We start from the raw sequence: 19,621 nt of genomic DNA on the forward strand, positions 1-19,621 counted from the left end.
GCCGGACGCTGTGATAGGAAGCGCCCTGCGATCGGTGGTCCGTTGGGGGGCAAGCCCGTAACGTCCGTCGAAAGGGATCGGCGGCGGGGCCGCGCGGGACAGGGTTAGGCGGCACGACCGCTCAAGGCAAAGAAAGTAGCAAGCGTGGGTAACACCGATACGATGGTCGAGCGGCAGACGAGCTTCAGCTACGAGGAGCTGCTCGCGTGCGGGCGCGGGGAACTGTTCGGGCCGGGCAACGCGCAGCTTCCGGCGCCGCCGATGCTCATGTTCGACCGCATCACCGAAATCTCCGAGGACGGCGGCCCCAATGGCAAGGGCCATGTGCGCGCCGAGCTCGACATCAAGCCGGACCTTTGGTTCTTCGCCTGCCACTTCCTCGGCGACCCGGTGATGCCGGGCTGCCTCGGCCTCGACGCCCTGTGGCAGCTGGTCGGCTTCCATCTCGGCTGGCTCGGCGCTCCCGGGCGCGGGCGGGCGCTCGGCGCGGGCGAGATCAAGTTCTCCGGACAGGTCCTGCCCACCGTCAAGAAGGTGGTCTACGGTATCGACTTCAAGCGCGTCATGCGCTCCAAGCTGGTGCTCGGCATCGCCGACGGCTGGGTGGAAGCGGACGGCGAAGTGATCTACCGGGCGAACGACCTGAAGGTCGGCCTCTTCCAGGCCTGAGCGCCGGAATCGACCGGGCGCCGCACGCGGCGTCCCCTCGCCTGTTTTTAAGGAAAGGAAGCCTATGCGCCGCGTTGTCGTAACCGGAATGGGCATCGTCTCGTCCATCGGCAACTCCACGCAGGAGGTTCTGGCCTCCCTGCGCGAGGGCAAGAGCGGCATCCGCCGCGCCGAGCAATATGCCGAGCTCGGTTTCCGCAGCCAGGTGCACGGCGCCCCGCAGCTCGACGCCAGCGAGATCGTCGACCGGCGCGCGATGCGCTTCCACGGTGGCGGCACGGCGTGGAACCACGTCGCCATGGAGCAGGCGATCCGCGACTCCGGCCTCGAGGAGAACGAGGTCTCCAACGAGCGCACCGGCATCATCATGGGCTCGGGCGGCTCCTCGACCCGCACCATCGTCGAGGCCGCCGACATTACCCGCAAGAACGGCAGCCCCAAGCGCGTCGGCCCCTTCGCCGTACCGAAGGCCATGGGCTCCACCGCCTCGGCGACGCTGTCGACCTGGTTCAAGATCAAGGGCATCAACCACTCGATCTCCGCCGCCTGCGCCACCACCAACATCTGCATCGGCAGCGCCACCGAGCAGATCCAGTGGGGCAAGCAGGACATCGTCTTCGCCGGCGGCTGCGAGGACCTGGACTGGACGCTCTCCTGCCTGTTCGACGCCATGGGGGCGATGTCCTCCGACTATAACGACACCCCGGCGGTCGCCTCCCGTCCCTATGACAAGAACCGCGACGGCTTCGTCATCTCCGGCGGCGCCGGCGTGCTGGTGCTCGAGGAACTGGAGCACGCCAAGGCGCGCGGCGCGCGCATCTATGCCGAGATCATCGGCTACGGCTCGACCTCGGACGGCGCTGACATGGTCGCCCCCTCCGGCGAGGGCGCAGCACGCGCCATGAAGCTGGCCCTGAAGGACGTGAAGGGCGGCATCGACTACATCAACCCGCACGCCACCTCGACGCCGATCGGCGATCTCAAGGAGATCGAGGCGATCCGTGCCGTGTTCGGCGACAAGGCGCCGCCGATCTCGGCCACCAAGTCGCTCACCGGCCATTCGCAGGGCGCAACCGGCGTGCACGAGGCGATCTACTCGATCCTGATGATGCAGAACGGCTTCATCTCGGCGAGCGCCCATATCGAGGAACTGGATCCGGCCTTCGCCGACATGCCGATCGTGCGCGAGCGCATCGACAACGCGAAGCTCTCCCGCGTGCTTTCCAACGGTTTCGGCTTCGGCGGCGCCAATGCGGTGCTGGTGCTGCAGCACCCGGAAGCCGCGTGATCGGACCCGAGCGGAAGGAACATCGAGCATGAGCCTGATGCAGGGAAAACGCGGCCTGATCATGGGTGTCGCGAACGACCACTCCATCGCCTGGGGCATCGCCAAGACGCTGGCGGCGCAGGGCGCAGAACTCGCCTTCACCTATCAGGGCGAGGCGCTGGGGCGCCGCGTGAAGCCGCTGGCCGAAAGCCTCGGCAGCGACACCATGCTCGCCTGCGACGTGGAGGACCTCGATTCGGTCGACGCCGTGTTCGCGGCGCTGAAGGAGAAGTGGGGCGGCATCGACTTCCTCGTCCACGCCATCGGCTTCTCCGACAAGAACGAGCTGAAGGGCCGCTACGCCGACACCACGCGCGCCAATTTCACGCGCACCATGGTAATCTCGTGCTTCTCCTTCACCGAGCTCGCCAAGCGGGCGGCGGCGCTGATGCCGGAGGGCGGCTCGCTGATCACGCTGACCTATGGCGGCTCCACCCGCGTGATGCCGAACTACAACGTGATGGGCGTCGCCAAGGCGGCGCTGGAGGCGAGCGTGCGCTACCTCGCCGCCGATTACGGCCCGCAGGGGGTGCGCGTGAACGCCATCTCCGCCGGCCCGATCCGCACGCTGGCGGGCGCGGGCATCGCCGATGCGCGGCTGATGTTCAACTACCAGAAGCGCAACGCCCCGCTGCGCCGCACCGTCACCATCGACGAGGTCGGCGGCGCCGCGCTCTACCTGCTCTCCGACCTCTCCTCCGGCGTGACCGGCGAGGTGCACTTCGTCGATTCCGGCTACAACATCATCTCGATGCCCCACCCGGACGCGCTGAAGACCATCGAGGATGCCGAGGAACGCGCCGCCGGCGGCGACGTCGCGGCGGAGTAGACGCGGCGACTGGCCGCCGCCCTCACCTCCCGACGAACGACATGCCCGGCCTCGTGCCGGGCATTCGCATTCGGGCCGGACGCAGGGCCGCTCGTCCGGGAAGCTAGGCCCGCAGCGCGATCCGGTACGGATGCGCCGGGTAGACGCCGAGGATGCGCAGCTCCTTGGAGAAGAAGGCCAGTTCCTCCAGCGCCAGCTTCAGCGAGCGGTCGTCGGGATGGCCGTCGACATCGGCGTAGAACTGCGTGGCGAAGAACTCGCCATCGAGCTGGTAGGACTCCAGCTTCGCCATGTTCACGCCGTTGGTGGCGAAGCCGCCCAGCGCCTTGTAGAGCGCCGCCGGCACGTTGCGCACGCGGAACACGAAGGTGGTGACGGTCGGACCGTTGCCGGAGGCCGCCCATTCCCCGTCCTTGGCGAGGATGACGAAGCGCGTGGTGTTGTGCGCCTCGTCCTCGATGTTCTCGGCGATGATGTCGAGGCCGTAGATCTCCGCCGCGAGACGCGAGGCGATGGCCGCCTGCGTCGGATCGCCGGCCTCCGCCACCAGCCGCGCCGCGCCGGCCGTATCCGCGCCGACGACGGACTTCAGGCCGAGCTTGCGGATGATGTTGCGGCACTGGCCGAGCGCCATGACGTGGCTGGTCACGCTCTTCACCGTGGCGAGGCTCGCGCCCTTCACCGCCATGAGCTGGTGCGACAGCGGCAGGAAGAACTCGCCGACGATGGTGAGGCCGGAGGTCGGCATCAGGTGGTGGATGTCCGCCACGCGCCCGGCGACCGAGTTCTCGATCGGGATCATGCCGAGATCGGCCTCGCCGTTCTGCAGGGCCGCGAACGCGTCCTCGAAGGTCGGGCACGGCACGGCCTCGTAGTCGGGGTAGACCTCCCGGCAGGCGATGTGGGAATTCGCGCCCGGCTCGCCCTGGAAGACGATGGTGCGGCGGGTGGTCATGACGGCTTCCTCGACGGGTTCGATTCGCGCGCGAGGATTTCGCGCGCCCTTTCCAGATCTTCCGGCGTGTCGACGCCGAGCGGCACGGTATCGACGATGGCGACGTCGATCCGCATGCCGGCCTCCAGCGCCCGCAGCTGTTCCAGCTTCTCGCGCTGCTCGAGCGGCGACGGGGGCAGCGCGACGAAGCGCTCCAGCGCCGCGCGGCGATAGGCATAGAGGCCGATGTGGTGGAACAGCGACCCCTCGCCATAGGGCGCGGTGGCGCGGGTGAAGTAGAGCGCGCGCTGCCGGGCCGGCGACAGCGGGCTACCGACCGCCTTCACCACATTCGGATTGGTGCGTTCGGCCGCGACCGTGATCTCGGCCGCCAGCGTGCCGATGTCCACCGCCGGATCGTCCAGCAGGTCGATGGCGGCGCGGATGAGCGCCGGGTCGAGCGTCGGCAGGTCGCCCTGCACATTGATGATGCGGCTGGCGCGACGCGCGGGATCGATATGGCCCAGCGCCTCGAAGATTCGGTCCGATCCTGTGGTGTGGTCGGCACGGGTCATGACGACCTCGAATCCCGCCTTTTCCACCGCCGCGCGCACACCCTCGTCGTCGGTCGCGACCACCACGCGGCCCACATCCGCCGCGGCGGAACGCCGCGCCACCTCGACGATCATCGGCCGGCCACCGAGATCGGCGAGCGGCTTGCCCGGAAGCCGGGTGGAAGCCATGCGGGCCGGGATAAGTATAAGAGTGTCCTGGAACACGTCCGGGGAAGACATTTCAAAGCCTTGCCATCGTCATGAACGCCGCCCGCCATCCGCCGGGCGGGTGGCGAAACGTAGCACCGCGGCGCGCTTATACGGGTTGCACGCCAACCGTCAAAATGATTAGTTCCGCGCGCCATTGGCGGTCGATATGGGCGGCTGATAGATTGCGCGCGGGGTGTCGGCGGCCGGCCGGACGGCTGCCACGCCGGGTGAGGGAGCGAATATTTCGATGGACAGCTTCGAGCTGAACAAGATTGCAGGTGCGGTGCTGAGCGTGGCGACCTTCACGCTGGGCCTGAGCGTGTTCTCCGACATGCTGTTTTACAACCCCCCACCGGAAAAGCCCGGCTTCGAGATCGCGGTGCAGGAAGCGTCCTCCGGCGCGGCCCAGGCCGCCGCTCCGGCCGATGTGCCGATCGCCCAGCTCCTCGGCGCGGCCAGCAGCGAGCGCGGCGCCGCCCAGGCCAAGAAGTGCGCGGCCTGCCACAACTTCGTCGAGGGCGCCGGCGCCAAGGTCGGCCCGGACCTCTACGGCATCGTCGGCCGTCCCGTCGCGAGCGCGGAGGGCTTCGCCTATTCCGCCGCCCTGAAGGGGCATGGTGGCGACTGGTCCTTTGAAACGCTGAACGACTTCATCAAAAACCCCAAGGCTGCCGTCCCCGGCACCGCCATGGGCTTCGCGGGCATCGCGAAGGAGACGGACCGCGCCGACCTGCTGGTCTATCTCAATACGCTCTCCCACAGCCCGCAGCCGCTGCCCGCGGCCGGCGAGGCGCCCGCCCCGGCCGATGCCAAGCCGGCGGCCCCGGAAGCCGCGCCTGCCCCGACCGGCGAGCCCGCTCCGGCGGCTCCCGCCAATCCGTGACACGGGCGCGCTCCGGCGCGCGCTTTCACGATCACGTCAGGCCGGTGGCGCTTCGCGCCCCGGCCTTATTCTTTTCGGAACCTGGCCGTTCATAATCGTCGCGAAGCTGCGCGCGTCCGGTAATGTGGCACGGATGCGCGTCGCGTATTCGACGTTCGAAAAGGATCAGTGCATGCAAGCCTCGCCCCGCCGCCCCGACATCTTCGCGCCCGGCAGCCGCGCCACGCGGCCTCCCCTGACGCGGGCGCGTCTGGCGCTCGGCACCGCCCTTCTCGGGCTGGGGCTGCTGATGGGACCGGCGACGGCGCAGGAAAGCGGCACCCCGGCCGCCGCAGGAACGCCCGAGTGGCGGCACGGCCTGTCGCTCATGGGGCAGCCGAAATACCCCGCGGGCTTCAAGCACTTCGACTATGTGAACCCGGACGCGCCGAAGACCGGCCTGCTGCGGCTCTCCGTCGACGGGACCTTCGATTCGCTCAACGACATCGTGCCGCGCGGCACGCCGGCCGGCGGGCTCCAGCTCATCTACGACACGCTGATGGCGTCGGCCTTCGACGAGGTGGCCACGGAATACGGCCTGCTGGCGGAGGCGGTGAGCTATCCGGCGGACTATTCCTCGGTCTCCTACCGCCTGCGCCCCGAGGCAAAGTGGCACGACGGACAGCCGGTGACGGCGGAGGACGTCGTCTGGTCGTTCGAGCAGCTCACCAAGAACAACCCGCGCCAGGCCTATTACTACAGCCATGTGAAGAAGGCCGAGGTGACCGGCGAGCGCGAGGTGACATTCACCTTCGACCAGGCCGGCAACCGCGAACTGCCGCAGATCGTCGGCCAGATCCGGGTGATGCCCAAGCACTGGTGGACCGGCACGAACGCCAACGGCAAGCCGCGCGACATCAGCCAGGGCACGCTGGAAGTGCCGCTCGGCTCCGGCCCCTACAAGGTGAAGCAGGTCACCCCCGGCCGCGCGATCTCCTTCGAGCGCGTGCCGGACTATTGGGGCAAGGACCTGCCGGTGAACATCGGCACCAACAATTTCGCCGAGCAGCGCTACGAGTATTTCCGCGACGGCACGGTCGAGCTCGAGGCCTTCAAGGGCGACCAGTACGACTTCCGGGTCGAGACCTCCGCCAAAGACTGGGCGACCGCCTACAATTTCCCGGCGGTCAAGGCCGGCAAGGTGATCCTCGAGGAATTCCCCGACCGCGCCTCCGGCTCCATGCAGGCCTTCATCCCCAACCTGCGGCGCACGAAGTTCCAGGACCAGCGCGTGCGCCGGGCGCTGAACTACGCGCTCGATTTCGACGGCATGAACCGCACGCTGTTCTTCGGCCAGTACAAGCGCACCGCCAGCTTCTTCCAGAACACCGAGCTTGCCTCCTCCGGCCTGCCGCAGGGGCTGGAGCTGGAGATTCTGGAAAGCGTGAAGGACAAGGTGCCGGCGAGCGTCTTCACCCAGCCCTACCAGAACCCGCCGGATGGCGGCGAGGAGGTGCGCCGCGCCAATCTGCGCGAGGCGGCGAAGCTGCTGCGCGAAGCGGGCTACGAGGTGAAGGGCGGCAAGCTGGTCAACGCGCAGGGCGAGCCGCTGACCATCGAGATCCTGCTCGCCAACCCGGCCTTCGAGCGCGTGGCGCTGTTCTACAAGCCGACGCTGGAGCGGCTGGGCATCACGGTGAACATCCGCCAGGTCGACGTCTCGCAATACATCAACCGCCTGCGCGCGCGCGACTTCGACATGATCATCACCGGCTGGGGCCAGTCGCTCTCGCCGGGCAACGAGCAGCGCGATTTCTGGAGCACGGCGGCGGCCGACCGCGAGGGTTCGGGCAATTATGCCGGCATCAAGGACGCGGGCATCGACGCACTGATCGAGAAGGTGATCTACGCCACCAGCCGCGACGAGCTGGTCGCCGCCACCCGGGCGCTCGACCGCGTGCTGCTGGCGCATGACTACGTGATCCCGACCTGGAACTACCCGAACACGCGCACCGCCCGCTGGAACCGCTTCAGCCATCCCGAGAAGCTGCCGCAATATTCCTTCGGCTTCCCCGACATCTGGTGGTGGGATGCGCAGAAGGCGGCGCAGACCGGGGGCACGCAGTGAGCGCGGCGAAAGACGGTTTCAGCCGCCGTCAGATGCTCGTCCTCACGGCCGGCGCGGGTGCGGCTTTCGCCGCGCCGCGCCGCGCCCTCGCCCAGGCGGCCCCGTCGACGCCCGCAACGGCCGAACGCCACGGGCTCTCGGCCTTCGGCGACCTGAAGTATCCCGCCGACTTCACCCATTTCGACTATGTCGACCCGAACGCCGCCAAGGGCGGCACCTTCTCGCAGGTCGGCCCGACCGCCGCCTTCAACCAGTCCTTCCAGACCTTCAACTCGCTGAACGGCTTCATTCTCAAGGGCGACGGCGCGCAGGGCATCGACCTCGTCTTCGACACGCTGATGGTGCGCGCCTTCGACGAGCCGGACGCCATCTACGGCCTCGTGGCCAGGAGCGTGGCGATCTCGCCGGACGGCACCGTCTACCGCTTCCGCCTGCGCCCCGAGGCGCGCTTCCACGACGGCTCGAAGCTCACCGCCGAGGACGTCGCCTTCTCGCTGAACCTGCTGAAGGCGAAGGGGCACCCGATCATCGGGCAGAACCTGCGCGACATGGAAGGCGCGGAAGCGGAGGGCGAGGAGATCGCGGTGGTGCGCTTCGCCCCGTCGCGGGCGCGCGACGTGCCGCTCTTCGCCGCCTCGCTGCCGATCTTCTCCAAGGCCTATTACAGCGCCCGGCCGTTCGACGAGAGCACGCTGGAGCCGCCGCTCGGCTCCGGCCCCTACAAGGTCGGGCGCTTCGAGCCGGGCCGCTTCATCGAATATGAGCGCGTCAAGGACCACTGGGCCGCCGGGCTGCCGGTGAATGCCGGCGCGAACAATTTCGACGTGGTGCGCTACGAGTATTTCCGTGACCGCGAGGTCGGCTTCGAGGCCTTCAAGGCGCGGGCCTATCTGTTCCGGCAGGAATTCACCTCCCGCACCTGGGCGACTGGCTACAATTTCCCGGCGCTGAAGGATGGACGGGTGAAGCAGGAGATCCTGCCCGACCGCACGCCGTCCGGCGCGCAGGGCTGGTTCCTCAACACCCGCCGGCCGCAGTTTTCCGATCCACGCGTGCGTGAGGCGCTGTCCTATGCCTTCGACTTCGAGTGGACCAACAAGAACCTGATGTTCGACGCCTACCGGCGCACGACGTCGTTCTTCGAGAATTCGGACCTGAAGGCGGAAGGCCCCGCCGGCCCCGAGGAAAGCGCGCTCATCGACGCGCTGGGCGAGCGCATCAGCTCCGGGGATGCCGCCGTGCTGAAGGGCGTGCCGTGGACCCCGCCGGTCTCGGACGGCTCGGGCCAGGATCGCGCCCTGCTGCGCAAGGGCGCGCAGCTCCTGAAGGAGGCCGGCTGGGTCATCAGGGACGGCCGGCTGACCAATGCCGAGGGCAAGACCTTCACGGTGGAGTTCCTCGACGACGAGAACGGGCTGGAGCGCCACACCGCGCCCTTCATCAAGAACCTCAAGCTGCTCGGCATCGAGGCCCATTTCCGCCTCGTCGATTCCCCGCAATACCAGCGCCGGCTCAACGATTTCGACTTCGACGCCACGGTGCGGCGCTTCTCGGTCTCCACGGTGCCGGGGGAATCGCTGCGCAACTATTTCGGGGCGACGGCGGCGAAGACGGCGGGCTCCAACAACCTGTCCGGCATCTCCGACCCGGTGGTCGACCTGTTGATCGAGAAGGTGATCGCCGCGCCGACGCGCGCGGAGCTGAGCACGGCCTGCCGGGTGCTGGACCGCCGGCTGCGGGCGGGGCGCTACTGGGTCCCGCAATGGTATTCGGCCGAGTTCCGCATCGCCTTCTGGGACGAGTTCGCCTGGCCCTCCGTGCCGCGCCCGACCTTCGCCCGCGCCATCCCCGAGATCTGGTCGGCACGCGGGAGATCGGCAGGGTGAGCGCGCTGTTCTTTCCTCTCCCCACCGGGGAGAAGTGGCTCGCGAAGCGGGTCGGTGAAAGGCGACAAGGCTGCGGAGCGTCGAAGGCCCCTCACCCCGACGGGGAGAGGGAGTTCTGCGGCCGGGATGGCGGCTTTCTTCGAACAACCCCGCATGAACGGACGTTAAGTTGACGCGGTAGCGCCCGCCCTCCACCCTGTGCGCAACAGTCCGGTGACGCCCGGCGAAGGAACCTCGATCGCATGCTCGCCTATATCGTCCGACGCCTCGCGTTGATGGTGCCGACCGTCATCGGCATCATGCTGGTTTCCTTCGTGGTGGTGCAGTTCGCGCCCGGTGGCCCGGTCGAACGGGTGATCGCCGAACTGACCGGCGAGGGCTCCTCCGCCACGGCGCGCATCTCCGGCGGCGGCGGCGATTTCGGCGGCATGTCGCAGGGCGCGCCGACGGGAGATCCGGTCTCGTCGAAATATCGCGGCGCACAGGGTCTCGACCCCGCCTTCATCAAGGAACTGGAGAAGCAGTTCGGCTTCGACAAGCCCGCCTATGAGCGCTTCGCCCTGATGATCTGGAACTATGCCCGCTTCGACTTCGGGCGCTCCTATTTCCGCGACATCTCGGTGATCGACCTCATCAAGGAGAAGATGCCGGTCTCGATCTCGCTCGGCCTGTGGATGACGCTGATCACCTACGCCATCTCCATCCCGCTCGGCATCGCCAAGGCCGTGCGCGACGGCTCGCGCTTCGACGTGTGGACCTCGGCGGTGATCATCGTCGGCTACGCCATACCGAGCTTCCTCTTCGCCATCCTCTTGATCATCCTGTTCGCCGGCGGGTCGTTCTTCTCCTGGTTCCCGTTGCGCGGGCTCACCTCCGATAATTGGGACCAGCTCTCGCTGGGCGCGAAGATCCTCGATTATTTCTGGCATCTCGCGCTGCCGATCACCTCCATGGTGCTCGGCGCCTTCGCCACCATGGCGCTGCTGACCAAGAACTCCTTCCTCGACGAGATCCGCAAGCAATACGTCGTCACCGCGCGGATGAAGGGGCTGTCGGAGCGGGCGGTGCTCTACCGCCACGTCTTCCGCAACGCCATGCTGATCATCATCGCCGGCTTCCCCGGCGCCTTCGTCGCCGCCTTTTTCTCCGGCTCGCTGCTGATCGAGACCATCTTCTCGCTCGACGGGCTCGGCCTGCTCGGCTTCGAGAGCGTGCTCAACCGCGACTACCCCGTGGTGTTCGCCAATCTCTACATCTTCTCCCTCGTCGGGCTGGTGGTGAACCTCATTTCCGACCTCACCTATACCTGGGTCGATCCGCGCATCGACTTCGAGACGCGGGACGTCTGAGCATGGACGCCGCGAACACCACCCTGCCCCCGGCCGCGCCCACCGGCACCCCGGCCGCCGCGCCGGCGCCGGAGACCGCGCGCCGCTCGCGCCTGTCGCCGCTCAACCAGCGCCGCCTCGCCAATTTCCGCCGCAACCGGCGCGGCTGGTGGAGCTTCTGGATCTTCTCGGTCCTGTTCGTGCTCAGCCTCGGCGCCGAGTTCATCGCCAACGACAAGCCCTTCCTGGTGGAATATGACGGCGGCTACTATTTCCCCGGCCTCGTCTCCTACCCCGAGACCACCTTCGGCGGCGACTTCGAGACGGAAGCGGACTACCGCGATCCCTATCTGCAAAAGCTGATATCCGAGAAGGGCGGCTGGATGATCTGGCCGCCGATCCGCTACTCCTACTCGACCCACAATCTCGATCTGCCGACCCCCGCCCCCTCCCCGCCGACCTGGATGCTGACCGAGGCGCAATGCGCGCCGGTGGTCGCCAAGCTCGGCCGCACCGGCGGCTGCGACGCGCTGGAATGGAACTGGCTCGGCACGGACGATCAGGGCCGCGACGTGCTCGCCCGCCTCATCTACGGCTTCCGCCTCTCGGTGCTGTTCGGCCTCGTGCTGACCGTCATCTCCTCCATCGTCGGCGTGGCGGCGGGTGCGGTGCAGGGCTATTTCGGCGGCTGGACCGACCTCATCTTCCAGCGCTTCATCGAGATCTGGACCTCGATCCCGGCGCTGTATCTGCTGCTCATCATCTCCTCCATCCTGGCGCCCGGCTTCTGGGTGCTGCTCGGCATCCTGCTGCTGTTCTCCTGGGTGTCGCTGGTCGGGCTGGTGCGCGCGGAATTCCTGCGCGCGCGCAATTTCGAATATGTGCAGGCGGCGCGGGCGCTGGGCGTGTCGAACGGCGTCATCATGTGGCGGCACATGCTGCCCAACGCGATGGTGGCGACGCTCACCATGCTGCCCTTCATCGTTTCCTCCTCGGTGATGACGCTCACCGCGCTCGACTTCCTCGGCTTCGGCCTGCCGCCCGGCTCACCCTCGCTCGGCGAGTTGCTGGCGCAGGGCAAGGCGAACGTGCAGGCCCCGTGGCTCGGCCTCACCGGCTTCTTCACGGTGGCCTTCATGCTGAGCCTGCTCATCTTCATCGGCGAAGCCGTGCGCGACGCCTTCGACCCGAGGAAGACCTTCCAATGAGCGAGACGCAGCCCCTTCTCTCCGTCCACGACCTGTCGGTCGCCTTCACGCAGGGGGCCCGGACCACGCTCGCGGTGGACCACGTGTCGTTCGACCTCCGGCGCGGCGAGACGGTCGCGCTGGTCGGCGAGAGCGGCTCCGGCAAGTCGGTGACCGCCCTCTCCATCCTCAAGCTCCTGCAATATCCTGCCGCCAGCCACCCCTCGGGGCGCATCCTGTTCAAGGGCGCGGACCTGCTCGCCATGCCCGAGCAGGACATCCGGCAAGTGCGCGGCAACGACATCACCATGGTGTTCCAGGAGCCGATGACCTCGCTCAATCCGCTGCACACGGTGGAGCAGCAGATCGCCGAGATCCTGTTCCTGCATCGCGGCATGCGCGGGACGGCGGCGCGGACGCGGGTGATCGAGCTGCTCACCGAGGTCGGCATCCCCGAGCCGGAGACGCGGCTCGGCTCCTACCCGCACCAACTCTCCGGCGGCCAGCGCCAGCGCGTGATGATCGCCATGGCGCTCGCCAACGAGCCGCAACTGCTGATCGCCGACGAGCCGACCACCGCGCTCGACGTCACCGTGCAGGCGCAGATCCTCAAGCTGCTGAAGGACCTCCAGCGCCGGCTCGGCATGGCGATGCTGTTCATCACCCACGACCTCGGCATCGTGCGCAAGATCGCCGACCATGTCTGCGTGATGAACCACGGCCGCATCGTCGAGGCGGGGCCGGTGGCGGACATCTTCGCCAACCCGACCCATCCCTATACGCGCGCGCTCATCGCCGCCCAGCCGCGCGGCAACCCCGCCCCGCCGCACCCGGAGGCGCCGGTGGTGCTGGAGGCGAAGAACCTCAAGGTGTGGTTCCCGATCAAGGCCGGCGTGATGCGCAAGACCGTCGGCCACATCAAGGCGGTGGACGGCATCTCGGTGGAGATCCGGCGCGGCGAGACGCTGGGCGTCGTCGGCGAGAGCGGCTCCGGCAAGACCACGCTCGGCCTCGCCCTGCTGCGTCTCATCTCCAGCGACGGCCCCATCGTCTTCATGGGCAAGCCGATCGACACGCTCGGCTTCAAGCAGATGCGCAGCCATCGGCGCGAGATGCAGGTGGTCTTCCAGGACCCGTTCGGCTCGCTCTCGCCCCGCATGTCGATCGCCGACATCGTCGGCGAGGGGCTGAGGGTGCATCAGCCCAGGCTCTCCGCCGAGGAGCGCGATGCGCGCGTGATCGCGGCGCTGCAGGATGTCGGGCTAGAGCCGGAGAGCCGGCATCGCTACCCCCACGAATTCTCCGGCGGCCAGCGCCAGCGCGTGGCCATCGCCCGCGCCATCGTGCTGGAGCCTTCCTTCGTGGTGCTGGACGAGCCGACCAGTGCGCTGGACATGATCGTCCAGGCCCAGATCGTCGACCTGTTGCGCGACCTGCAGAACAAGCGCAGCCTCACCTATCTGTTCATCAGCCACGACCTGCGCGTCGTCGCCGCGCTCGCCTCGCGGGTGATGGTGATGAAGGGCGGCGTGGTGGTGGAGGAAGGCCCGGCCGCCGAACTGTTCGCCGCGCCGCAGACCGACTATACGCGGGCGCTGTTCGCCGCCGCCTTCAACATGGAGACGGCAGCCGTGGCAGGCAACGGCGCCTAGAGGCAGGTCTCCCCATGACAGAACGAGCGAAAATCGGCGTGCTCGCCGACCGCTCCATCGACGTCGCCCTGACGCCGCCCGAAGAGGTGGGTGCCGGCTTCCGTCCCTATCACCGCATGGTGGCGACGCTGGACGGGGCGCGCGACGCACCGCTGCGCCAGCAGCGCGACATCCTGCGGGTCGGCCCGGTGGTCGGCGTCCTCGCCTATGATCCCGACGCCGCCTGCTTCGTGCTGATCCGCCAGTTCCGCCTCGGCGCGCAGCTGGCGACAGGGGTGGGCGAGCTGGTCGAGATCGCCGCCGGCCTCGTCGATCCCGGCGAGGAAACCGAGGCCGCCGCGCGCCGCGAATGCCGCGAGGAGATCGGCGTCGCCCCGCGCGCGCTCCTGCCGGCGGTGCGCTTCCTGCCGACGCCGGGCGTCACTGACGAGCACGCCACCATCTATGTCGGCCTCGTCGATTCCACGCAGGTTCCCGCCGTCGCCGGCGAGCCGGGCGAGACCGAGCTGACGCATCCGTTCCTGGTGCCGGTGGAGGACGCGCTGGCGAGCCTCGCCGCACCCTTCCCCCACCCCTTCGCCAATGGCTTCGTGCTGATCGCCCTGCAATGGTTCGCGCTGAACCGGGCGCGGATCGAGGCGTTCGTCGCTGCCGGCCGCTAGAGCATTTTCGAGCGAAGCGGGCACCGGTTCGCGTGAAGAAAATACGACAACTCAAAGGTCTAGAGCGTTTCAGTGCTTACGCTAAGCCATGAAACGCTCTAGAGAACGCCCGCGCTCCGCAGCCGGGCGCGCTCCTCGGCGGACAGGCCGAGCACCTCCGCCAGGACCGCATCCGTGTGCTGGCCGAGCGTCGGCGGCGCCAGCGGCGCGTCGAGCGGGGAATCGCTCAGCCGCAGCGGGCTGCGTACGCCGGGAGCCATCCCGCCCAGTACATGGGGAAGGCTCAGCGCCAGCCCGCGCGCGAGCGCCTGCGGCTCGGCGAAGGCCTGTGCGATGGTGTTGATCGGCCCCGCCGGTATCCCCGCCGTATCCAGCATGGCGAGCCATTCGCCCGTGGTCTGGCGCTTCAGGGCGGCAGCCACCAGCGGGATCAGCACCTCGCGATGGGCGACCCGGCCGGCATTGGCGAGGAAGCGCGCATCCCCCGCCACCTCCGGCAGATCGGCGATCCGGCAGAAGCGGGCGAACTGCGCGTCGTTGCCGACCGCGAGGATGAGATGGCCGTCCGCCGTCTCGAACGCCTGATAGGGCACGATGTTGGGATGGGCGTTGCCCAGCCGGCGCGGCGCCGTGCCGCCGACGAGGAAGTTCAGCGCCTGATTGGCGAGGCTCGCCATGGCGACGTCGAACAGGGCGAGGTCGACATATTGGCCCCGCCCGGTCCGCTGCCGCTGCTGGAGCGCCGCCAGCACCGCGATGGCGGCGTGCAGGCCGGTGAGCACGTCGACCAGCGCCACGCCGATCTTCTGCGGCTCGCTCTCCGGGCTGCCGGTCACCGACATCAGGCCGGACATGCCCTGGATCATGAAGTCGTAGCCGGCCCGGCCCGCCTCCGGCCCGTCCTGCCCGAAACCGGTGATCGAGCAGTAGACGAGGCGCGGGTTCAGCGCGGCGAGGCTGTCATGGTCGAGCCCGTAGCGCTTCAGCCCGCCGACCTTGAAGTTCTCCACCAGCACGTCGCTGGTCTGCGCCAGCCGGCGGATCAGCGCCTGCCCCTCGGGCTTGGCCATGTCGATGGTCACGGAGCGCTTGTTGCGGTTGGCGGCGAGGAAATAGGCGCTCTCGCGCGTCTCCCGCCCCTCGCCGTCCGCCAGCCAGGGCGGCCCCCAGCCGCGCGTGTCGTCGCCGGCGCCGGGCTTCTCGATCTTGATGATGTCGGCGCCGAGGTCGCCCAGCATCTGGGTCGCCCAGGGGCCGGCGAGCACGCGGGAGAGGTCCAGCACCCGTATCCCGGCCAGCGCCTGCGCGGGGGAAGGGCTCGTTCGGTCATCGGTCATGGCGGGCCTGCCCGGTTCGTGGACGCGTCCGGTTCGTGAAGGGCCGGCATATCACGCGCGCGTCTTGTCGGCCTCATTCTCCGCGCGGGTGCGCTCGAGGAAGCCGATCAGCGAGACGCTGGCGCCGAGAATGTGCTCGCGGGTGAGCCGCGCCGCCTCGTCGGCGTCGCGCCGGATGCAGGCTTCCAGAATGCCCTGATGCTCGCGCCGTGCGCGCGCCATGCCGTCGGTCAGCACGAGCTGGGCACGCAGGTAGCGGTCCACGCGATCGAGCGCGGCGCTGATGGTCTGGAGGTAATAGGGTCGCCCGGAGGGTTCGTAGAGGCTGTAGTGGAAGCGCCGGTTCAATTCGCCCCAGTGCGAGGAATCGCTTTCCGTCGAGAAGGCGTTGGCGAAGCGCTTGGCGTTCTCCAGCCCCTCCTCGGTGATGCGCTCCACCGAATAGCGCAGCACTTCCGGCTCCAGCAGCGCGCGGAACTCGAAGATCTCGCGGATCTCCTCGGTGGACAGGGTAGTGACCACCGCGCCGCGATAGCGCTGGGTCGAGACCAGCCCCTGCTCTTCCAGCCGGGTCAGCGCCTCGCGCACCGGGATGCGGCTCACGTTGAACATGCGGGCAATGTGGTCCTGCCGCAGGGTCTGGCCTTCGGAGATGTCGCCCTTGGCGATCGCCTCGCGCAGCGCGTCGAAGATGACGTCGGAGGCGGACGCCATCTGCGCGATGTCCGTTGCCCTAACCTTCACCGCACTCCCCTTCCGGCTGACCCGCCGACCGGCTTCGCACCGATTCGGCATCGACTAATGGCGTAGCACCCTGCCGTCTCGGCGCCCGCAACGCCAGTGCGCGCAGCACAGGCGGCAGGCATGCCGAAGAATTTCGCACAGATACTGCAAAAAGGATATTGCAACTTGGATCCAAAAATTGGAAGCTCCTTCCCGTCGCCGGCCGGCACCTGAAACAGCGGCGCCGACGGCCACTAACAGCAAACACATGTCCTTCAGAGGAGAGCCGTAATGGCTAAGGGAATCGGCATTCTGGCGGCCGCGGCGCTGACGCTCGCCGCCGCCATGCCCGCGCAGGCGGACAAGCTCGACGACATCATTGCTTCCGGCACGCTGCGCTGCGCGGTGGTGCTCGACTTCCCGCCCATGGGGTCGCGCGATGCCAACAACGAGCCGATCGGCTTCGACGTCGACTACTGCAACGACCTCGCCAAGGTACTCGGCGTGAAGGCCGAGATCGTCGAGACCCCGTTCCCCGACCGCATTCCCGCTCTCGTCTCCGGCCGCGTCGACGTCGGCGTCGCCTCCACCTCCGACACGCTGGAGCGCGCCAAGACCGCCGGCTTCACCATCCCCTACTTCGCCTTCAAGATGGTCGTGCTGACCAAGGACGGCCTCGGCATCAAGGATTACGCCGACCTCAAGGGCAAGAAGACCGGCTCGGTCTCCGGCACCTTCGAGGCCATCGCGCTTGAGAAGGACGTGAAGGCGTGGGGCACCGGCTCCTTCCGCGGCTACCAGACCCAGGCCGACGTGTTCCTCGCCCTTGCCCAGGGCCAGATCGACGCCACCGTCGTCACCTCCACCGTCGCCGCCGCGATCGTGAAGGAAGGCAAGTACAAGGGCCTGATGATGGGCGGCGACGCGCCCTACGACATCGACTACGTCGCGCTGATCGCGCTGCGCAACGAGCAGGGCCTGCTCAACTACCTGAACCTGTTCGTCAACCAGCAGGTGCGCACCGGCCGCTATAAGGAGCTCTACGACAAGTGGGTCGGGCTCGGCACCGCGCCGGACCTGACCGTGCCCGGCGTCTATCGCTGAGCCGGCAGACGCTCCCGTCGCCGGACGTCGTGGCCGGGCCTGTCCCCGGCCACGCACCGGCCTCCTCATGATCGCGACCGCGCATGCCCGGCATCGGGCCGGGTATGCGGGTGGCGGCCTCGGGTCACGCTGAGCAAGCGAAAGCGATGAACTACACCTTTCATTGGCTGCCCGCGTTCAGGGCCCTGCCGGAGATGCTGGCGGGCGCGCTGGTGACGTTGGAGATCGCCGTGCTCTCCATGCTGCTCGGCGTGTTCTTCGCGGTGCTGCTGGCGGTGGCGAGCAGCTCTTCCTACCGCTCGCTGCGCGCCCTCGCCGCGACCTGGGTGGAGCTGGCGCGCAACACGCCCTCGCTGTTCCAGATCTATATGGCCTATTTCGGCCTCGGCTCGCTCGGCATCCATCTCGACAGCTTCGTCGCGCTGCTCGCCGGCATCACCTTCAACAATGCCGGCTACCTCGCCGAAACCTTCCGCGGCGGCCTGCGCGCCGTGCCGCAGACCCAGGTCCGCGCCGCCCGCTCGCTCGGCATGGGACAGGTGCAGGCCTTCCGCCTGATCGTGCTGCCGCAGATGTTCCGTATCGTGTTCTATCCGCTCACCAACCAGATGGTCTGGGCCATCCTGATGACCTCGCTCGGCGTCATCGTCGGCCTCAACAATGACCTCACCGGTGTGACGCAGGAACTCAACGTGCGCTCGTTCCGCACCTTCGAATATTTCGCCCTGGCGGCGGTCATCTACTACCTGCTCGCCAAGCTCGTCACCATCTCCGCCCGCCTCATGGCGTGGCGCCTGTTCCGCTACTGAGGGAGGCGCCGCGATGTTCTCCTCCCTCTTCGAGACGACCTTCTCGCTCAACGACCTCTGGTTCATGCTGAAGGGCGCGGGCGTCACCCTCGCGCTCACCGGCTGGGCGGTCCTCGGCGGCACGCTGCTCGGCGTCGCCTTCGGCGTCGTCCGCGCGGTCGCGCCCTGGTGGGTCAACGCCCCCCTCGGCGCGGTGCTCGACGTGTTCCGGTCGATCCCGCTGCTGATCCAGCTGGTGCTCGCCAATTCCTTCAAGACCATCGTGGGGATCCACTGGAGCCCGTTCACGGTGGGCTGCGTGGTGCTGGCGCTGTACATGTCGGCCTACTGCACCGAGATCGTGCGCTCGGGCTTCCTCGCCGTGCCGGCGACGACGCGCCGCGCCGCCCGCTCGCTGGGGCTGAGCTACCGGCAGGACCTGACCGAGATCGTCTTCCCCATCGCGCTGCGGGTGGCGCTGCCGAGCTGGATCGGCCTCACCCTCGGCGTGATGAAGGACACCGCCATGGTCTGGTGGATCGGCGTCGTCGAACTGCTGCGCTCCTCGCAGGTGATCGTCACCCGCATCCAGGAGCCGCTCTTCGTGCTCTCCATCGCCGGCCTGATCTATTTCCTGATGAGCTTCCCCATCGCCCGCCTCGGGGCGCGGCTGGAGAAGCGCTGGCGCGAAAACGACTGAGAAAGACCATGTCGATCGAGATTCAGGACGTTCACAAATCCTTCGGCTCTCTCGAAGTGGTCAAGGGCGTCACCATGACCGTCGAGAAGGGCGAGGTGGTCTCCGTTATCGGAGGCTCCGGCTCGGGCAAGTCGACCCTGCTGATGTGCATCAACGGGCTGGAGCCGATCAATTCCGGCCGCATCCTCGTGGACGGCACCGACGTGCACGCCCGCGGCACCGACCTCAACAAGCTCCGCCGCAAGATCGGCATCGTCTTCCAGCAGTGGAACGCCTTCCCCCATCTGACGGTGCTGGAGAACGTGATGCTCGCCCCGCGCAAGGTGCTCGGCAAGTCGAAGGCCGAGGCCGAGGCCATCGCGGTCGAGAAGCTCAGCCATGTCGGCCTCGCCGAGAAGCTGAACGTCTACCCCTCCCGCCTGTCCGGCGGCCAGCAGCAGCGCATGGCCATCGCCCGCGCGCTTGCCATGTCGCCGGACTACATGCTTTTCGACGAGGTGACGTCCGCTCTGGACCCTCAGCTCGTGGGCGAAGTGCTCGACACCATGCGCCTGCTCTCCGCCGAGGGCATGACCATGATCTGCGTCACCCACGAGATCGCCTTCGCCCGCGAGGTGTCGAACCGCGTGGCCTTCTTCCACAAGGGCCGGATCCACGAGATCGGCCCGCCCGCCCAGGTGATCGGCAATCCACAGCAGCCGGAAACCGTGGCGTTCCTCAAATCCGTTCTGTGATACCCGA

General features: G+C 68.0%; 18 protein-coding genes. 14 read left to right on the plus strand and 4 right to left on the minus strand.

Annotation, left to right across the window (positions count from 1 at the left end; genetic code table 11):
* Positions 1–162 precede the first annotated feature (162 nt).
* The 3 genes from fabA to fabI all read left to right on the plus strand — a co-directional run bounded on the left by fabA (position 163) and on the right by fabI (position 2,825).
* Positions 163–669, plus strand: a complete 507-nt coding sequence (gene fabA, locus STARVERO_RS00395) for a 3-hydroxyacyl-[acyl-carrier-protein] dehydratase FabA (protein ID WP_144342085.1) — start codon at positions 163–165, stop codon at positions 667–669.
* A 64-nt stretch (positions 670–733) separates the two neighbouring features.
* Positions 734–1,957 carry a beta-ketoacyl-ACP synthase I gene (gene fabB / locus STARVERO_RS00400; protein WP_159597520.1) on the plus strand — a complete coding sequence of 408 codons (1,224 nt, stop codon included), beginning with the start codon at positions 734–736 and terminating at the stop codon, positions 1,955–1,957.
* Positions 1,958–1,985: 28 nt separating this feature from the next.
* The gene (gene fabI, locus STARVERO_RS00405) at positions 1,986–2,825 is read left to right on the plus strand and encodes an enoyl-ACP reductase FabI (RefSeq protein WP_159597521.1); all 840 of its coding nucleotides are present in this window, start codon (positions 1,986–1,988) and stop codon (positions 2,823–2,825) included.
* Positions 2,826–2,928: 103 nt separating this feature from the next.
* Here fabI and STARVERO_RS00410 read toward each other — a convergent pair whose 3' ends face one another.
* Together STARVERO_RS00410 and STARVERO_RS00415 are read right to left on the minus strand one after the other, a co-directional pair.
* On the minus strand, positions 2,929–3,780 hold the full coding sequence (locus STARVERO_RS00410; RefSeq protein WP_159597522.1) for a prephenate dehydratase: 852 nt from the start codon (positions 3,778–3,780) through the stop codon (positions 2,929–2,931).
* Entirely contained in the window at positions 3,777–4,553 is a 777-nt protein-coding gene (locus STARVERO_RS00415) for a 3-deoxy-manno-octulosonate cytidylyltransferase (RefSeq protein WP_159597523.1), read from the minus strand. Before STARVERO_RS00415 ends, STARVERO_RS00410 begins: the two co-directional genes overlap by 4 nt.
* A 217-nt stretch (positions 4,554–4,770) precedes the next feature.
* Here STARVERO_RS00415 and STARVERO_RS00420 point away from each other — a divergent pair, with 217 nt between their 5' ends.
* From STARVERO_RS00420 to STARVERO_RS00450, 7 genes are all read left to right on the plus strand, one after another.
* Positions 4,771–5,406, plus strand: coding sequence for a c-type cytochrome (locus tag STARVERO_RS00420; RefSeq protein ID WP_159597524.1), 636 nt, complete (start codon positions 4,771–4,773; stop codon positions 5,404–5,406).
* A gap of 289 nt (positions 5,407–5,695) precedes the next feature.
* Positions 5,696–7,513, plus strand: a complete 1,818-nt coding sequence (locus STARVERO_RS00425; protein WP_200837888.1) for an extracellular solute-binding protein — start codon at positions 5,696–5,698, stop codon at positions 7,511–7,513.
* A gap of 32 nt (positions 7,514–7,545) precedes the next feature.
* On the plus strand, positions 7,546–9,399 hold the full coding sequence (locus STARVERO_RS00430; protein ID WP_159601487.1) for an extracellular solute-binding protein: 1,854 nt from the start codon (positions 7,546–7,548) through the stop codon (positions 9,397–9,399).
* 242 nt (positions 9,400–9,641) lie between these two features.
* Positions 9,642–10,748, plus strand: coding sequence for a microcin C ABC transporter permease YejB (locus tag STARVERO_RS00435; RefSeq protein ID WP_144341969.1), 1,107 nt, complete (start codon positions 9,642–9,644; stop codon positions 10,746–10,748).
* Between the two features lie 2 nt (positions 10,749–10,750).
* Entirely contained in the window at positions 10,751–11,935 is a 1,185-nt protein-coding gene (locus STARVERO_RS00440; RefSeq protein ID WP_159597526.1) for an ABC transporter permease, read from the plus strand.
* Positions 11,932–13,566, plus strand: a complete 1,635-nt coding sequence (locus STARVERO_RS00445; RefSeq protein ID WP_159597527.1) for an ABC transporter ATP-binding protein — start codon at positions 11,932–11,934, stop codon at positions 13,564–13,566. Before STARVERO_RS00440 ends, STARVERO_RS00445 begins: the two co-directional genes overlap by 4 nt.
* A gap of 14 nt (positions 13,567–13,580) precedes the next feature.
* Positions 13,581–14,228 carry an NUDIX domain-containing protein gene (locus STARVERO_RS00450; RefSeq protein ID WP_159597528.1) on the plus strand — a complete coding sequence of 216 codons (648 nt, stop codon included), beginning with the start codon at positions 13,581–13,583 and terminating at the stop codon, positions 14,226–14,228.
* A gap of 98 nt (positions 14,229–14,326) precedes the next feature.
* On the opposite strand, the gene STARVERO_RS00455 is transcribed toward STARVERO_RS00450, so the two are convergent.
* Positions 14,327–15,565 (minus strand): CaiB/BaiF CoA transferase family protein, encoded by a 1,239-nt coding sequence (locus STARVERO_RS00455; RefSeq protein WP_159597529.1) that lies wholly within the window; start codon positions 15,563–15,565, stop codon positions 14,327–14,329.
* A gap of 51 nt (positions 15,566–15,616) precedes the next feature.
* Positions 15,617–16,279, minus strand: coding sequence for a GntR family transcriptional regulator (locus STARVERO_RS00460; RefSeq protein WP_144341964.1), 663 nt, complete (start codon positions 16,277–16,279; stop codon positions 15,617–15,619).
* Between the two features lie 300 nt (positions 16,280–16,579).
* Between STARVERO_RS00460 and STARVERO_RS00465 the strand changes: the two genes are divergently transcribed.
* From STARVERO_RS00465 to STARVERO_RS00480, 4 genes are all read left to right on the plus strand, one after another.
* Positions 16,580–17,392: an ABC transporter substrate-binding protein gene (locus STARVERO_RS00465; RefSeq protein WP_159597531.1), complete on the plus strand. Its 813-nt coding sequence runs from the start codon at positions 16,580–16,582 to the stop codon at positions 17,390–17,392.
* 146 nt (positions 17,393–17,538) lie between these two features.
* The gene (locus STARVERO_RS00470; protein WP_159597532.1) at positions 17,539–18,201 is read left to right on the plus strand and encodes an amino acid ABC transporter permease; all 663 of its coding nucleotides are present in this window, start codon (positions 17,539–17,541) and stop codon (positions 18,199–18,201) included.
* Between the two features lie 13 nt (positions 18,202–18,214).
* The gene (locus STARVERO_RS00475) at positions 18,215–18,880 is read left to right on the plus strand and encodes an amino acid ABC transporter permease (RefSeq protein WP_144341961.1); all 666 of its coding nucleotides are present in this window, start codon (positions 18,215–18,217) and stop codon (positions 18,878–18,880) included.
* A gap of 8 nt (positions 18,881–18,888) precedes the next feature.
* A complete protein-coding gene (locus STARVERO_RS00480; RefSeq protein ID WP_144341960.1) occupies positions 18,889–19,614 on the plus strand; it encodes an amino acid ABC transporter ATP-binding protein in 726 nt (241 codons plus the stop codon).
* Positions 19,615–19,621 lie beyond the last annotated feature (7 nt).

This window comes from Starkeya nomas (assembly GCF_902703545.1).
Taxonomy (GTDB): domain Bacteria; phylum Pseudomonadota; class Alphaproteobacteria; order Rhizobiales; family Xanthobacteraceae; genus Ancylobacter; species Ancylobacter moscoviensis.

Coding starts and splice junctions, on each gene's coding strand:
- STARVERO_RS00430 (WP_159601487.1), top strand. CDS start 7,546: ATGCTCGTCCTCACGGCCGGCGCGGGTGCGGCTTTCGCCGCGCCGCGC.
- STARVERO_RS00475 (WP_144341961.1), top strand. CDS start 18,215: ATGTTCTCCTCCCTCTTCGAGACGACCTTCTCGCTCAACGACCTCTGG.
- STARVERO_RS00480 (WP_144341960.1), top strand. CDS start 18,889: ATGTCGATCGAGATTCAGGACGTTCACAAATCCTTCGGCTCTCTCGAA.
- STARVERO_RS00410 (WP_159597522.1), bottom strand. CDS start 3,780: ATGACCACCCGCCGCACCATCGTCTTCCAGGGCGAGCCGGGCGCGAAT.
- STARVERO_RS00450 (WP_159597528.1), top strand. CDS start 13,581: ATGACAGAACGAGCGAAAATCGGCGTGCTCGCCGACCGCTCCATCGAC.
- STARVERO_RS00470 (WP_159597532.1), top strand. CDS start 17,539: ATGAACTACACCTTTCATTGGCTGCCCGCGTTCAGGGCCCTGCCGGAG.
- STARVERO_RS00460 (WP_144341964.1), bottom strand. CDS start 16,279: ATGGCGTCCGCCTCCGACGTCATCTTCGACGCGCTGCGCGAGGCGATC.
- STARVERO_RS00435 (WP_144341969.1), top strand. CDS start 9,642: ATGCTCGCCTATATCGTCCGACGCCTCGCGTTGATGGTGCCGACCGTC.
- STARVERO_RS00465 (WP_159597531.1), top strand. CDS start 16,580: ATGGCTAAGGGAATCGGCATTCTGGCGGCCGCGGCGCTGACGCTCGCC.
- STARVERO_RS00445 (WP_159597527.1), top strand. CDS start 11,932: ATGAGCGAGACGCAGCCCCTTCTCTCCGTCCACGACCTGTCGGTCGCC.
- STARVERO_RS00425 (WP_200837888.1), top strand. CDS start 5,696: ATGGGACCGGCGACGGCGCAGGAAAGCGGCACCCCGGCCGCCGCAGGA.
- fabB (WP_159597520.1), top strand. CDS start 734: ATGCGCCGCGTTGTCGTAACCGGAATGGGCATCGTCTCGTCCATCGGC.
- STARVERO_RS00415 (WP_159597523.1), bottom strand. CDS start 4,553: ATGTCTTCCCCGGACGTGTTCCAGGACACTCTTATACTTATCCCGGCC.
- fabA (WP_144342085.1), top strand. CDS start 163: ATGGTCGAGCGGCAGACGAGCTTCAGCTACGAGGAGCTGCTCGCGTGC.
- STARVERO_RS00420 (WP_159597524.1), top strand. CDS start 4,771: ATGGACAGCTTCGAGCTGAACAAGATTGCAGGTGCGGTGCTGAGCGTG.
- STARVERO_RS00455 (WP_159597529.1), bottom strand. CDS start 15,565: ATGACCGATGACCGAACGAGCCCTTCCCCCGCGCAGGCGCTGGCCGGG.
- STARVERO_RS00440 (WP_159597526.1), top strand. CDS start 10,751: ATGGACGCCGCGAACACCACCCTGCCCCCGGCCGCGCCCACCGGCACC.
- fabI (WP_159597521.1), top strand. CDS start 1,986: ATGAGCCTGATGCAGGGAAAACGCGGCCTGATCATGGGTGTCGCGAAC.